Source organism: Streptomyces sp. TLI_55, assembly GCF_900206255.1.
Taxonomy (GTDB): Bacteria; Actinomycetota; Actinomycetes; order Streptomycetales; family Streptomycetaceae; genus Streptomyces; species Streptomyces aquilus.
The window spans coordinates 6,169,378-6,182,590 of the sequence record NZ_OAOJ01000001.1 but is presented as its reverse complement, the minus strand read 5'-3'; the positions used below and the strand labels follow the sequence as shown (position 1 = coordinate 6,182,590).

Here is a 13,213-nt window from a genome sequence, read left to right as displayed (position 1 = left end):
TCAGTACGAGCGCGAGTGACGCGTACGTACCAGGTGGCATCCATCCTGCCGCAGGCCGCGAGTCGGCGGAGCACCGAGGCCCGAACCGCCGGCGGTGTCTACGCTGGGTGGTGTTATCGGGCAGTCGCGCCGCCGGGACACCGGTGGCCTTACCAGCCGAGGAATCCCGTGAGTGACACCCCATTCGGATTCGGCCTTCCGCCGGAGGAGCCGGAAGACGGCGACGAGGGCAAGAAGAAGGACCAGCAGAGCGGTGGTGGTCAGGGCCCGGCCAACCCGTTCGGTTTCGGCGGGCTGCCCGGAGCCGGTGGCTTCGGTGGCCCCGGCGGTCCTGGTGCCGACAATCCCTTCGCTGCCATGTTCGGTTCGCTGAACCCCAACGACCTGGGCGCCGCGTTCCAGCAGCTGGGCCAGATGCTCTCGTACGAGGGCGGCCCGGTGAACTGGGACATGGCCAAGCAGATCGCCCGCCAGACGGTCGCCCAGGGCACCGCTGACGGCACCAAGGACGCGAGCGTCGGCCCCGCCGAGCGCACCGCGGTCCAGGAGGCCGTCCGCCTGGCCGACCTGTGGCTCGACGACGCCACGTCCCTGCCGTCCGGCGCGGGCTCCGCCGTGGCCTGGTCCCGCGCGGAGTGGGTCGAGGCGACCCTGCCCGCCTGGAAGGAGCTCGTCGACCCGGTCGCCGAGCGCGTCGGCACCGCCATGGGCGACGTCCTGCCGGAGGAGATGCAGGCCATGGCCGGCCCGCTGATCGGCATGATGCGCTCGATGGGCGGCGCCATGTTCGGCACGCAGATCGGGCAGGCCGTCGGCGTGCTCGCGGGCGAGGTCATCGGTTCGACCGACATCGGCCTGCCGCTCGGCCCGGCCGGCAAGGCCGCGCTGCTGCCGGTGAACGTGGAGGCGTTCGGCAAGGACCTGGGCGTCCCGAAGGACGAGGTGCGGCTGTATCTCGCCCTGCGCGAGGCCGCCCACCAGCGCCTCTTCGCGCATGTGCCGTGGCTGCGCTCGCATCTGTTCGGCGCGGTCGACGGCTACGCCCGCGGGATCAAGGTCGACACCGCCAAGCTGGAGGACGTGGTCGGCCAGTTCGACCCGCAGAACCCCGAGCAGCTGCAGGACGCGTTGCAGCAGGGCATGTTCCAGCCGGAGGACACCCCGGAGCAGAAGGCGGCCCTGGCCCGCCTGGAAACGGCTCTGGCGCTCGTGGAGGGCTGGGTCGACGCGGTGGTCCACGCGGCCGCGAAGCCCCGTCTGTCGTCCGCGGACGCGCTGCGCGAGACGCTGCGTCGCCGTCGCGCCTCGGGCGGCCCGGCCGAGCAGACGTTCGCCACGCTGATCGGCCTGGAGCTGCGCCCGCGCCGGCTGCGGGACGCCTCCCGCCTGTGGGCCTCGCTCACGGACGCGCGCGGTGTCGACGGCCGGGACGGCCTGTGGGCCCACCCGGACATGTTGCCGACCGCCTCCGACCTGGACGACCCGGACGGCTTCGTGCACCGCGAGCAGCTGGACTTCTCCGAGCTGGACAAGATGCTCGGCGAGGCGGCGGACAAGCCCGACCTGAAGAAGAAGGACGAGGACAAGGGCGACGACACCGAGTGAGCCTGTACGACGACGCGGTCCTCGTGCTGAAGGGCTACGAGGACCAGCCCGACCTGCGCCAGACGTACCTCGACCACTTGGCGGCCCAACCGGACGGCATGTGGAAGGCCTGCGGGGACGGGCACATCACGGCGAGCGCGCTGGTGATCGACCCGTCACGCGGGCGCGTGCTGCTCACCCTTCACAAGAAGTTGCGGATGTGGCTCCAGATGGGCGGCCACTGCGAGCCGGCCGACGACACGCTGGAGGCGGCGGCCCTTCGCGAGGGCACCGAGGAGTCCGGCATCCCGGGGCTGGCCCTGCTGCCGGGCGGCCCGGTCCGCCTGGACCGCCACCACACGCCGTGCGCCTGGCACCTCGACGTCCAGTACGCGGCCCTGGCCCCGGCAGACGCCGTGGAGGCGATCAGCGACGAGTCCCTGGACCTGCGCTGGTTCGCCTACGACGAGGTCGCGGACGTGGCGGACGAGTCGGTCGTACGCCTGCTGGAAGCGACGCGCGCGAGACTGTGACGCCGTGACATGCGTAAGGGGCGCCCGCAATGGCGGGCGCCCCTTACGTCTGCTGTCCGGGCGGTCAGCTCCAGACGTTGCCCTGGTTCTGGCCGCGTGCCCCCTGCTGCCCCATCCCGTACTGGGCGGCGAGGCCGGACCCGATCTGGGCGTTCTGCGGCGGCAGCAGCTCGCTGGGCTGGACGATCGCGTAACCGCTGCCCATGAAGCTGAGCTCCCAGCCCTCACCGGTGTTGCCGCGGCGCCGGAACACCCCGGTGGAGTGCGTCTGGGCCTGCATCTGGACGCGCAGCGAGGTCGACCAGGCGACGATCGCGTCGGCGTCGCAGTTGACGTACTTGTCCGGGGTGACCTGCATCATCAGCGGCATGCCGGAGGTCATGAGGGCGACCTTGCCGCGGCCGGTGATGTTGAGCTGGTACTTCCCGGAGCCGGAGATGCCGTAGAGGCTGTCGACGGCGATGACCTCGTGGTGCAGCGAGGAGTCCATGGCGAGGACGTAGGAGCTGTCGACGGTGAGGCCGTCCTGCTCCACGTCCACCAGGTGCACGTGCTGCTTGAGGTTGGCGAGGTAGACCGTGCCCTGCCCGTGGCAGCGCATGAGGTCCAGGCCCTCGCCGGTGTACGCACGCGCGCGTCCCTGCTGGTTGGACTGGTACTCGGCGTCGAACTCCATCAGCCCCTGGTAGGCGACCATCGTGCCCTTGCGGGCGAGGATGTCGTCGTGGCCCTCCAGGGTGACGCGGAGCATCTGCTTGTTCTGCAGGCTCCAGCGGTCCTGGGTCTGCTGGTCGTTGTAGGCGAAAATCGGGCTCTGCATGGCGTTTCTGGCTCCCCCTCAGCCCCGGACCCGGAGACGGTCGGTGCTGTCCTCGCTGGGCTGGACGACGACGATGCCCTGGCCGGAGAAGGCCATCTGGTAGGCCTCGCCGCTGCCCCGGCCGATGAGCGACTGCGCCTTGAAGCTGCGCTTGCCCTTGACCTTGAGGTTCGGCGACCAGGCGACGAGCGCGTCCGGGTCGACGTACGTCTCGTCCTCGCCACCGCCGCAGTCGACGACGATCGGCTTGCCCCGGGAGGTCAGCGCGACCCAGCCCTGCCCGGAGATCTTGGTGTTCCACAGGCCCTGACCGGCGAACTTGGCCAGCCCCTTGACCCGCTCCACGCCCCACTGGAGGTGCGCGTCGAAGGCGAGCAGGTTGGTGGCGTTGACGGAGATGCCGTCGCCGTTGAGGTTGATGACGACGACGTTGGCGCCGTAGTCGGCGAGGTAGAGCAGTCCGTCGCCGGAGCACTTCATCAGGGGCGCGCCCTCGCCGGTCAGCCAGTCCTTGGCGATCTGGCGGACGGCGGGCGGGTTGGGCTCGTACTGGACGAAGCCCTCGTAGGCGACCATCGAGCCCACGCGCGCGAAGAGGTCGTTGCCGGTCTGCATGGCGACCTTCAGCATGTGGTTGCCGTGGTTCTCCATGCGGGCGGTGACGGGTGCCGGGGCGTAGCCCGCGAGCGGCTGGTTCATGACGGGCTCCCTCAGATCTCGTACGGCTGGACGACGATGAAGTTGCCGGGAGCGGCCCGGAACTGGAGGTTGACGCTCTCTCCGGTGTCGCCGGGGTAGGCGTTGCGGCGCATCCGCACCTGGCTGGAGACGACCACCTGCGCGGCGGACGACCAGGCGACCACGGCGTTGGCGTCGGCGAACGTCGTGGGCGTGACCGGGAGGACCACGGGCGTGCCGTGGGTCTTCACGACGATCGTGCCGGTGCCGGTGAACTGCATCGTGAACAGCGCGCCGCCGGGGATGCCGTGGCCCTCGATGCGGCGGACCTCGTACTGGAGGCCCTCGTCGAAGGCGAGGACGTTCTCGGCGGAGACGCAGATGCCGTCGCCCTGGAGTTCGATCGGGTGGAGCATCGTGGAGTTCTCGGCGAGGAACACCTGGCCCTGGCCGGTGCAGCGCATCAGCTGCATCTCCTGGCCGGTCGCGTTGCCCACGATCCGGCCGGCGAAGCCGGCGCCCTTGTAGCTGAAGTCGACCTTGCCCTGGTAGAGCACCATGCTGCCCTGCCGGGCGAGCACCGGCTGGCCGCCGATGCCGAGGTCGACGCGGACCATCTTCTTGTTCTGCTGCGTCCAGCGCTGCCCGGTCGGCGTCTCCTTGAACTGCTGGAGCGCGGCGGCGACTCCGGGTCCCTGGGGCGCACCCTGAGGGGCGCCGTAGGGGGCCTGCTGGCCCGGGACCTGGCCGTACGGGGGCTGCTGACCGTAGCCGGGAGGCGGAGTCGGCTGGCCATAGCCGGGCGGCGGGGCCGGGGCGTGCGGGGCCGCCGGGGCCTGGGGCTGGCCGCCGTAGCCGGGGGGCAGGGGGGCGCCCTGGCCGTACGGCTGCTGCGGCTGGCCGTAGGGAGCGGCGGGCGCGGGTGCCGGGGGCGGCACCGGGGCGCCGCCGGGCGGGGCCATGGGCGCGACGATGGTGGGTTGGGCGTGCACGTTCGGTGCGGGCGCCGGGGGCGGGGTGGCACCGGGCGGCGGCGCGTATCCGTGCGCCGGCTGCGGGGCCGGGGCGGGTGCCGGGGGCGGGGTCGCTCCGGGCGGCGGCGCGAAGGCCTGTGCGGGCTGCGGGGCCGGGGCTCCGAACGCGGGCGGGGCGGCGGCCTGGGGCGGCGGGGCGAATCCGGGCGCGGCACCGGGCTGCGGCTGCTGCGGGGCGGGAGCGGGGGCCGCGGGGGTCTCCTCCAGCACCTCGCCGCCGAAGTTCTTCAGCAGCGCTTCCAGACCGCCGTCGAAGCCCTGTCCGACCGCGGCGAAGCGCCAGACGTCCTTCAGGTAGAGGTCGCCCAGCATCACGGCGCGTTCGGTGGAGAACTCCGAGCCGTTGAAGGAGTAGCGGGCCACCTCCTCGCCGCCCGCCACGATCCGCAGGTAGCCGGGGGCGACCTGCGACATCTGCCCGGCGCCGTCGATCGTCGCGGTGAACGACAGCTTCTGGATCTGCGCCGGGATCCGGTCAAGGGTGACCCGGAAGGACTCCGTGTCGCCCGCCTGGGCGCCCAGGAGCTGAATGGACTCCTCGGGGGACTTCGGTTGGTTGAAGAAGACGAAGTACCGGTCGTCCGAGAGCCGTTCCTCGGCGTCGAGGCCGAAGCAGCTGATGTCGAAGCTCAGTCCGGGGCCGGTGATCTGCACGCCTACGTACAGATCGGTGCCCGCGGTGAGGTCACTGACCTTGGCCTTGTGGCCGCGTTGGAATTCCCTGGCCATGCGTAACGACCGTCCCCCATCCAAATGCGAGTGCGTCGCGTCAGGCTAACGGCAAACGCCAGGAGTGGACGAAGTCGGTACAGACCCGGTACACAATCCCCCGCCCGGGCACGCTCAGGGACGCGGATCACTCATCGCGCGCGCCCGGCACATGCGGCAACCGCTCGGCGGCCACCACCCCTTCGAGGTAACCCCGGGCCCGCTCGGTCCGCGGGTACGCCTCCAGCAGCCGCCAGAAACGCGGTCCGTGCCCCGGCACGAGCAGATGCGCCAGCTCGTGGAGCAGGACGTAGTCGACGACGTACTCGGGCATGCCCTGGAGCCGGTGCGAGAGACGGATGCTGCCCTCGGAGGGGGTGCACGAGCCCCAGCGCGTGTTCTGGTTGGTGACCCAGCGCACCGACTTGGGCCTGGCGCGGCCGCCGAAGTACTGCGCCGACAGCCGCTCGGCGCGCTCGGCCAGCTCGGCGTCGCCGAGCACCCGCTTGCTCTCCTGGGCGGCGAGTTTGTCGAGCATGACGCTCACCCAGCGTTGCTCCTCCGCCTCGGACATCCGGGCAGGGATCAGCACGATGGTGCGATCGCCCTCGCGGTACGCGGAGACCGTCCGGCGTCGACGGGCGCTCCTGCGCACCTCGATCGCGGTCGCCCCGGAGCCGCTCGGCGGCTGGCTCGTCGTGCTGCGCTGTGGTGTACCGGCACGGTGCAGTGGGTCGGCGGACACGCCCCGACGTTACCCGCTGTACACGGCGGAAGTCCCGACTCCGGGACGGTTCGGTGCCGATCCCCCACCATGCGTTTGATTTGTACGACGAATACACCCCGCCTGTGGACAACTTTCGGCACGGTCCGTCGCGTCCGGGCATGCTGGCACTCGCCGCCGGATCCACGACCGGCCACCGGGAGGGCTCGCAGCGGCGTACGGGGTTGTTCCACGAGGGCTACGGGGGCCTGCCATGCGGTCGAAGACTTCGCCGGTTGCGGCGACGGATGGTGCGTCGGTTCCGGCGCCGGGCGGTGCGCCGACTGCGGGGTCGGGCGGTGCGTCGGCTCCGGCGTCGAAGGAAGCGGGGGCGGTGGAGGTTCCGCCGGTGCCGGAGGCCGGGCCTCCGCCGGTGCGGATCCCGTTGGTGCCGCTCCTGAAGCCCGCGCTGCGACGCGGCTGGCGTGACCTCAACACCGTGCAGTTCGGCATGACTCCGGCGCACGCGATGACCCTGGGCCCGATGGACACGGCGACGGGCAGCTTCCTCGAACTGCTCAAGGGCACCCGCGGCCCGGCGCTGCTGCGCGAGGAGGGGCGGCAACTCGATCTGCCGGAGAGTCATGTCGACGGGCTGCTGGAGCGGCTGTCCCGCGCCGGGCTCCTCGACGACGCGCGCGGCGGCAGCCCGGCCGTCGAGACCCTGCGGCGGAAGAAGAAGCTCCTCGACCGGCTCCGCCCCGACCTGGCCTCGCTGTCCCTCACCACGTCCGAACCGGGCGAGGCGATGGAACTCCTGGCCACCCGCCGCACCCTGCGTGTCCAGGTACGGGGCGCCGGCCGCGTCGGCGCGGTGCTGGCCTCCCTGTTGTCGGCCGCCGGCATCGGCGAGGTCGACGTGCGTGACGGCGGCCATGTCGAACCATGGGACGTCGCACCGGGCGGACTGCCCGCCGAATCCGTCGGCGCCCGCAGGGACGAGGCGGGCCGACGGGCCGTACGCCACTGCGCACCGGACAACCCGCTGCGCCGCGGCCCGCAGTCACCGCCCGAGGACGGCGACCCCGGCTTCTCGCTGGTGATCCTCGCCCCGCGCGACGACGTCTCCGTCCACGCGCCGCCGTCGGCCGACACCTTCGTCAGCTCTGGTACACCCCATCTGTACGCCGGTGTCGTGGAGGGAACCGGTGTGGTGGGTCCGCTCGTCCTGCCGGGCGAGACGAGTTGCGCGGGCTGTCTCCACGAGTGGCGCACCGACCGGGACCCGGCCTGGCCCCGGCTGGTCGCCCAGTGGCGGTCGGGTGCGCGACGGGTGCGTAGGGTACCGGCGTGCGACCTGGCGCTGGCCACGACGGTCGCCGGGCTGGCGGCGGCGCACGCACTCGCCTTCCTCGACGGCAGGGTGCCGTCCAGTGCCGGTGCCCGGTGGGAGGTCTCGCTGCCCGCTCTCAACTGGCATGCGCGGCCGGTCTGGGCCCATCCGGCATGCCCGTGCGGGGCCGCGGAGAAAGGTAAGGGAGAACTCACCTCCACTGCCGGGGAGTCGCACGAGACAATGGCGGAACAAGGGCCGTCGATGGAGTCACGCCGCAAGGCAGCCGCCGCACGGCCGGCTGGGACTTGGAGGGCGCATGTCTGATCTTCCCCGGAAGGCGGTCACCCGGACCGCCAAGCTCGCCGCGCTCCCGCTCGGCTTCGCCGGCCGGGCGACCTGGGGGCTCGGCAAGAGAATCGTCGGGGAGTCCGCGGAGATCGTCGGCCGTGAGCTTCAGCAGCGCACCGCCGAGCAGCTGTTCAAGGTGCTCGGCGAGCTCAAGGGCGGCGCGATGAAGTTCGGCCAGGCCCTGTCCGTCTTCGAGTCGGCGCTGCCCGAGGAGGTCGCCGGTCCCTACCGGGCGGCCCTGACGAAGCTCCAGGAGGCCGCGCCTCCGATGCCGACGCGCACCGTGCACAGGGTGCTGGAGGAGCGCCTCGGCAAGGACTGGCAAGGGCTGTTCCTGGAGTTCGAGGACAAGCCGTCCGCGGCGGCGTCGATCGGCCAGGTGCACCGGGGCGTGTGGCACGACGGCCGGGAGGTCGCGGTCAAGGTGCAGTACCCGGGCGCCGGCGAGGCACTGCTGTCCGACCTGAACCAATTGAGCCGTTTCGCCCGTCTGCTGGGTCCGCTGATTCCCGGCATGGACATCAAGCCGCTCATCGCGGAGCTCAGGGACCGGGTCTCGGAGGAACTGGACTACGGCCTGGAGGCACAGGCCCAGCAGGTGCACGCCGAGGAGTTCGCGGACGACCCGGACGTGGTGGTGCTGGCGGTGGTCCACCAGTGCGACCAGGTCCTGGTCACCGAGTGGATCGAGGGTGTCCCGCTGTCCGAGGTCATCTCGGACGGCACCCAGGAGCAGCGCGACCGCGCCGGCCAGCTGCTGGCCCGGTTCCTGTTCTCCGGCCCGGCCCGCACCGGCCTGCTCCACGCCGACCCGCACCCCGGCAACTTCCGTCTGCTGCCCGGCGGTCCGGACGGCGAGGAGGACTGGCGGCTCGGTGTGCTGGACTTCGGCACCGTCGACCGTCTGCCGGGCGGTCTGCCCACCCCCATCGGGGACTCGCTGCGCATGACGCTCGACGAGGAGGCGGAGGCCGTCTACGAGCTGCTGCGCGAGGAGGGTTTCGTCAAGGACTCCATAGAGCTGGACCCCGACGCCGTCCTCGACTACCTCCGACCGATCATCGAGCCGGCCCTGGTGGACGAGTTCACCTTCACCCGTGGCTGGATGCGCAGCCAGGCGGCCCGCATCGCCGACATCCGCTCCCCCGCCTACCAGTTGGGCAAGCAGCTCAACCTGCCGCCGGCGTATCTGCTGATCCACCGTGTGACGCTCAGCACGATCGGTGTCCTGTGCCAGCTGGGCGCGACGGTCCGGCTGCGCGAGGAACTGGAGGCGTGGCTGCCGGGATTCGTGCCGGAGGAGGACGCGGTCGAGGAGCCGGCGGCGGAGGCCTGAGCGGGGCTACCACCAGGCCGAGTCCAGCCGCCCCTCGATCGCTCTGAGGTTCTCCCGCGAGCAGGTGTCGCAGAAGTACTGGCGGACGCCGTTCTCCACGGAACAGGTCCAAGTGGGCCGGGGACCCTCGGCGGTGGTGCCGCAGCGGGCACACACCAGGGTCTCGGGCTCCGGGGCGGAGCCGCCCTGGTCACTTCCGCCGGGATGACTCGTCACGCGGCGACGATATCGCCGTGCCGGTGGGACGCCGGGCGCAACGCACCGTTCCGTACGCAGCGTTCCCGTCGGAACCCGGGCGCAACGCGCCGCGGGGGCCGGCCCGTTCGGACGGACCGGCCCCCGCGGGGAGCTTTCGCCTCCCGGAGTCGGGGGAGGCCACCGCTTCAGGTGGTGCTGGTTACTGCATGACCGCGATGGCCAGCGCACGGCGGGCACGCATCGAGGCGCGCTCGGCCTTGCGCTGCATCCGGCGCGCGGCCGCCAGGCTCACGGCCCGGCGCTCCTGCTGCGCGGCGTGCAGTCGCTCGTGCATATGCGCACGTGCCAGGGCTTCTGGTTGGAGTTGCATCTCTCGGGTCCTGTTCTGGCGCAAGTCGGTGGCGCCAACGGTGGTGAAGTCTGGAATCGCGGAGCCGGCGGGCTCGGTGGTGGACGGCTTCATCGGGGCCTGCTTCTTGGGGTCGTGCGTGAGGGGGCGGTCGATCGTTCCTGCGGTGTTCATGCTGTGACCGGGTTCTTGCGCGGGCGACCACGGGGCCGCTTCCGGGCGACGACGACACCCTGGACGAACAGCTCGCCACCCCAGACGCCCCAGGGCTCACGCCGCTCCTTGGCGCCGGCGAGGCAGGCCTCCATGAGCGGGCAGGTGCGGCAGAGGGACTTGGCGTACTCGACGTCGGCCGGCGACTCGGCGAAGAAGACCTCCGGGTCGTAGGAGCGGCAGGGGACGGGTACGCCGAGGTTCTCGATGGCGTCGTCGAGCGCGGTGAGCGCGGTGAGCGGGGTCAAGGTGGAGTCCTCCGTGAGGCCGGGCTTGGGGATCGCTTCTGAGGGCGGTACGGACGGGGCGTGCGCTTCGAGTTGCACGGTTGGTCTTCCTCGTCTGGTCGGTCCGGCCCTGTTGGGGCCGGTGGTCGGCTTGGTACCGGGTTCTTTTCTTGTCCCGAGGCCCCTTCGCTCCGTCATCCCCGTTGGAGGACAAACAGAAGGGCCGCGGATCCCGGATGGGGTTCCGCGGCCCTGAAGGCGCCGGCCTGATCGTCGATCAGGCTGGATCACTCCAGGGTTCTGGCCCACGGAAGGCCCACATCAGGTGGTGCTGCGTTGCCTGCTTCCGGCTTCCGGCACCGGCGGCCGTAAAGGCATAGGCGTGCGCCTGTCCCTCTACTGCTTCCAGTGCCTTGGTCGGTCGCTCATTGCGCTCACGAACGGGGAGACCCGCGAGAGACACGGAGGAGGACGCCGGGCCGGCGACACGAATGCCGGACAGACCGGTGCCCTGGTTCGAGACGGCGAGCATGCACAGGGAGGCGACGACCGAGCGATCGGTCATTTTCGCGGTGAAGCTGGCGTTGATGCTGGTCACTGGACTCGCCTCCTCTCGGCGTCTCGGGGGAACTGGGGTGAGCCAGTCCTTCGGGTATGTAAGTACAGCACGGAATCAGGGCCTCCGAGAAGGCCTCTGTTCCCGTGGCTAAGAACCTATGGGGATTGCTGGGGCATGCGCAAACTATTTTTTCGACGAGTTCGCTTCAGTCCCCAACTTCTTCCGCCCCGGGGTCGTGGCCTGCGCAGATGGCCAGAACATCGGCTCCGTAACGCTCGAGCTTGCGCTTGAGGACGCCGGGAATGCGCGACAGCTCGACCGGACTGCTCGGCTCCGTCTCGGCGATGGCCATCAGGGTCCGGTCCGTGAAGACACAGAAGTCCGGCTGGCCGCTGAGCCGCGCCTGGATCCCGCGCCACTCGCGCAACCGCTCGTAGAGGCCCTCGTCCATGTCGGAGGGGCAGTCCTCGCAGCGCATCAGCTTCATCTCGCCGGCGTCGGTGAGCGTGCGTCCGCAGACCCGGCAGCGGGCGGGGGTGCGCTGGGTCCGGCGGGGCACGGCGTCCGCCGCCGCGCCGCCCGTGAAGCCCCGCTCGACGCCCCCGGAGCCCGCGGTGGCGGTCCGTCCCGCCGTCATGACCGAGCCGGGGCGCAGTCCGTCGAGGAAGCGGCTGGGGCGGCGGTTGGGGCGGCCGCCGGGCGACCGGGAGAGCGCCCAGGAGACATGGAGGTGTTCGCGGGCGCGAGTGACTCCTACGTAGAGGAGGCGACGTTCCTCCTCGATCTGCTCGTCGGTCTTTGCGTAGGTGATCGGCATCATGCCCTCGGCGACGCCGACCAGGAAGACGACGTCCCATTCCAGGCCCTTGGCCGAGTGCAGGGAGGCGAGGGTGACGCCCTGGACGGTCGGGGCGTGCTGGGCGCCCGCGCGCTCGTCGAGTTCGGCGACGAGGTCGGCGAGCGTGGCGTCGGATCGCGCGGCGGTGAAGTCCTGCGCCAGGTTCACCAGGGCGGCGAGCGATTCCCAGCGTTCCCTCACCGCGCCGGAGCCCGCGGGGGGCTCGGACGTCCAGCCTTCGCCGGAGAGGACGGCACGGACCTGGGAGGGCAGGTCGGGGGCGTCGTCCAGCCGCGCGTCGTTGCCGCCGAAGCGGGCCGCGCCGCGCAGGTTGACGATGGCTCTGCGCACCTCAGGGCGGTCGAAGAACCTCTCGGCGCCGCGCAGCTGGTAGGGGACGCCGGCGTCGGCGAGGGCCTGTTCGTAGGTCTCGGACTGGGCGTTGGTGCGGAACAGCACGGCGATCTCGGCGGCCTGGACACCGGCGGCCAGCAGCTCGCGGATGCGGCGGGCGGCTCCCTCGGCCTCGGTGGGCTCGTCGGTGTACTCCGTGTAGACGGGCTCGGGGCCGGGGGCACGCTGGGAGATGAGTTCCAGCCGGTGGTCGGCGGCGCGGCCGCTGGCCTGAGCGAGCAGGCCGTTGGCGAGATGGACGACCTGGGGGGTGGAGCGGTAGTCGCGGACCAGCTTGACGACGGTCGCGCCGGGGTGGCGGGTGCGAAAGTCGAGTAGATGGTCGGGAGTTGCTCCTGTGAACGAGTAGATCGTCTGACTGGCGTCGCCGACCACGCAGAGGCTGTCGCGGTCGCCGAGCCACAGTTCCAGCAGCCGCTGCTGGAGGGGGCTGACGTCCTGGTACTCGTCGACGACGAAGTGCTGGTACTGGGCGCGGACCTGGTCGGCGATGTCGTGCCGGTCCTGCAGGACGGCGACCGTGAGCAGCAGGACGTCCTCGAAGTCGATCACGGCGCGCTCGCGCTTGAGGTCCTCGTAGGCGGCGTAGAGCTGGGCGATCTCGGCGGGGTTGCGGGGGGCCTCGCGGCCGGCCTTGGCGGCGGCCAGGGCGTAGTCACCGGGGACGGTCTGGGTGACCTTGGACCACTCGATCTCCGCGGTGACGTCCCGCAGCTCTCCGCGGTCGAGGCGGATGCGGCAGGCGGCGGCCGCGTCGGCGACGAGCTGGATCTTGCGGTCGACGAGCCGGGGCATGGAACCACCGACGGCTTTCGGCCAGAAGTACTGGAGCTGGCGCAGGGCGGCCGAGTGGAAGGTGCGGGCCTGGACCCCGGCGGCGCCGAGCTGGCGCAGCCGGCCGCGCATCTCTCCGGCGGCGCGGTTGGTGAAGGTGACGGCCAGCACGCTGGAGGGCTGGAGGATGCCGGCCCGCACTCCGTAGGCGATGCGGTGGGTGATCGCCCGGGTCTTGCCCGTCCCCGCGCCGGCCAGCACGCACACCGGGCCGTGCAGGGCGGTGGCCACCTCGCGCTGCTCGGGGTCGAGCCCTTCGAGCACCGCGTCGGCCGAGTCCGGTACCTGCGGGAAGAGGGTGGAGTGCGTTGCTGCTGTCACACCGCCATGCTGCCAGGTCGGCGGAGACGGCTGTGCCGGTTGTCCACAGGGAGGGGCCCGCAGTCGTACTAATGCGGCAGGCGTCACGTGCGGGCATACCCCGGGTGGGAATGGTGACCCGGTCGCGTACGTTCCCCCACTGGACGACCTCTTCCCCCGAGCCATCAGAGGAGCGCGCGA

At 71.4% G+C, this 13,213-nt stretch carries 13 protein-coding genes; 4 read left to right on the top strand and 9 right to left on the bottom strand.

Translation table 11 applies throughout. The features are described 5' to 3' along the window. Positions 1-168: 168 nt before the first annotated feature. The gene (locus CRP56_RS28640) at positions 169-1,605 is read left to right on the top strand and encodes a zinc-dependent metalloprotease (RefSeq protein WP_097268780.1); all 1,437 of its coding nucleotides are present in this window, start codon (positions 169-171) and stop codon (positions 1,603-1,605) included. Continuing rightward, on the top strand, positions 1,602-2,117 hold the full coding sequence (locus tag CRP56_RS28635; protein ID WP_097268778.1) for an NUDIX hydrolase: 516 nt from the start codon (positions 1,602-1,604) through the stop codon (positions 2,115-2,117). The genes CRP56_RS28640 and CRP56_RS28635 overlap by 4 nt, the downstream gene beginning before the upstream one ends. Positions 2,118-2,181: 64 nt before the next feature. Here CRP56_RS28635 and CRP56_RS28630 read toward each other — a convergent pair whose 3' ends face one another. The 4 genes from CRP56_RS28630 to CRP56_RS28615 all read right to left on the bottom strand — a co-directional run bounded on the left by CRP56_RS28630 (position 2,182) and on the right by CRP56_RS28615 (position 6,102). Continuing rightward, a complete protein-coding gene (locus CRP56_RS28630; protein ID WP_097268776.1) occupies positions 2,182-2,937 on the bottom strand; it encodes an AIM24 family protein in 756 nt (251 codons plus the stop codon). Between the two features lie 18 nt (positions 2,938-2,955). Continuing rightward, complete coding sequence (locus CRP56_RS28625; protein ID WP_059192454.1) at positions 2,956-3,636, bottom strand: AIM24 family protein; 681 nt, start codon at positions 3,634-3,636, stop codon at positions 2,956-2,958. Between the two features lie 11 nt (positions 3,637-3,647). Next, the gene (locus CRP56_RS28620; RefSeq protein WP_097268774.1) at positions 3,648-5,378 is read right to left on the bottom strand and encodes a TerD family protein; all 1,731 of its coding nucleotides are present in this window, start codon (positions 5,376-5,378) and stop codon (positions 3,648-3,650) included. 127 nt (positions 5,379-5,505) lie between these two features. Continuing rightward, the gene (locus CRP56_RS28615; protein ID WP_097268772.1) at positions 5,506-6,102 is read right to left on the bottom strand and encodes a M48 metallopeptidase family protein; all 597 of its coding nucleotides are present in this window, start codon (positions 6,100-6,102) and stop codon (positions 5,506-5,508) included. A gap of 403 nt (positions 6,103-6,505) precedes the next feature. On the opposite strand from CRP56_RS28615, the gene CRP56_RS28610 reads away from it, so the two are divergent. Continuing rightward, a complete protein-coding gene (locus CRP56_RS28610; protein ID WP_097274561.1) occupies positions 6,506-7,720 on the top strand; it encodes a TOMM precursor leader peptide-binding protein in 1,215 nt (404 codons plus the stop codon). Beyond that, entirely contained in the window at positions 7,713-9,080 is a 1,368-nt protein-coding gene (locus tag CRP56_RS28605) for an ABC1 kinase family protein (RefSeq protein WP_097268770.1), read from the top strand. Before CRP56_RS28610 ends, CRP56_RS28605 begins: the two co-directional genes overlap by 8 nt. Positions 9,081-9,086: 6 nt before the next feature. On the opposite strand, the gene CRP56_RS28600 is transcribed toward CRP56_RS28605, so the two are convergent. From CRP56_RS28600 to CRP56_RS28580, 5 genes are all read right to left on the bottom strand, one after another. Beyond that, complete coding sequence (locus CRP56_RS28600; RefSeq protein ID WP_097268768.1) at positions 9,087-9,296, bottom strand: hypothetical protein; 210 nt, start codon at positions 9,294-9,296, stop codon at positions 9,087-9,089. 181 nt (positions 9,297-9,477) lie between these two features. Next, the gene (locus tag CRP56_RS28595; protein WP_097268766.1) at positions 9,478-9,801 is read right to left on the bottom strand and encodes a hypothetical protein; all 324 of its coding nucleotides are present in this window, start codon (positions 9,799-9,801) and stop codon (positions 9,478-9,480) included. Continuing rightward, entirely contained in the window at positions 9,798-10,166 is a 369-nt protein-coding gene (locus CRP56_RS28590) for a WhiB family transcriptional regulator (RefSeq protein ID WP_059192459.1), read from the bottom strand. Before CRP56_RS28590 ends, CRP56_RS28595 begins: the two co-directional genes overlap by 4 nt. 178 nt (positions 10,167-10,344) lie before the next feature. Further along, the gene (locus tag CRP56_RS28585) at positions 10,345-10,665 is read right to left on the bottom strand and encodes a hypothetical protein (protein ID WP_179851147.1); all 321 of its coding nucleotides are present in this window, start codon (positions 10,663-10,665) and stop codon (positions 10,345-10,347) included. 166 nt (positions 10,666-10,831) lie between these two features. Beyond that, entirely contained in the window at positions 10,832-13,033 is a 2,202-nt protein-coding gene (locus CRP56_RS28580; protein WP_179851146.1) for an ATP-dependent DNA helicase UvrD2, read from the bottom strand. Positions 13,034-13,213 lie beyond the last annotated feature (180 nt).

Coding starts and splice junctions, on each gene's coding strand:
- CRP56_RS28630 (WP_097268776.1), bottom strand. CDS start 2,937: ATGCAGAGCCCGATTTTCGCCTACAACGACCAGCAGACCCAGGACCGC.
- CRP56_RS28625 (WP_059192454.1), bottom strand. CDS start 3,636: ATGAACCAGCCGCTCGCGGGCTACGCCCCGGCACCCGTCACCGCCCGC.
- CRP56_RS28620 (WP_097268774.1), bottom strand. CDS start 5,378: ATGGCCAGGGAATTCCAACGCGGCCACAAGGCCAAGGTCAGTGACCTC.
- CRP56_RS28605 (WP_097268770.1), top strand. CDS start 7,713: ATGTCTGATCTTCCCCGGAAGGCGGTCACCCGGACCGCCAAGCTCGCC.
- CRP56_RS28595 (WP_097268766.1), bottom strand. CDS start 9,801: ATGAACACCGCAGGAACGATCGACCGCCCCCTCACGCACGACCCCAAG.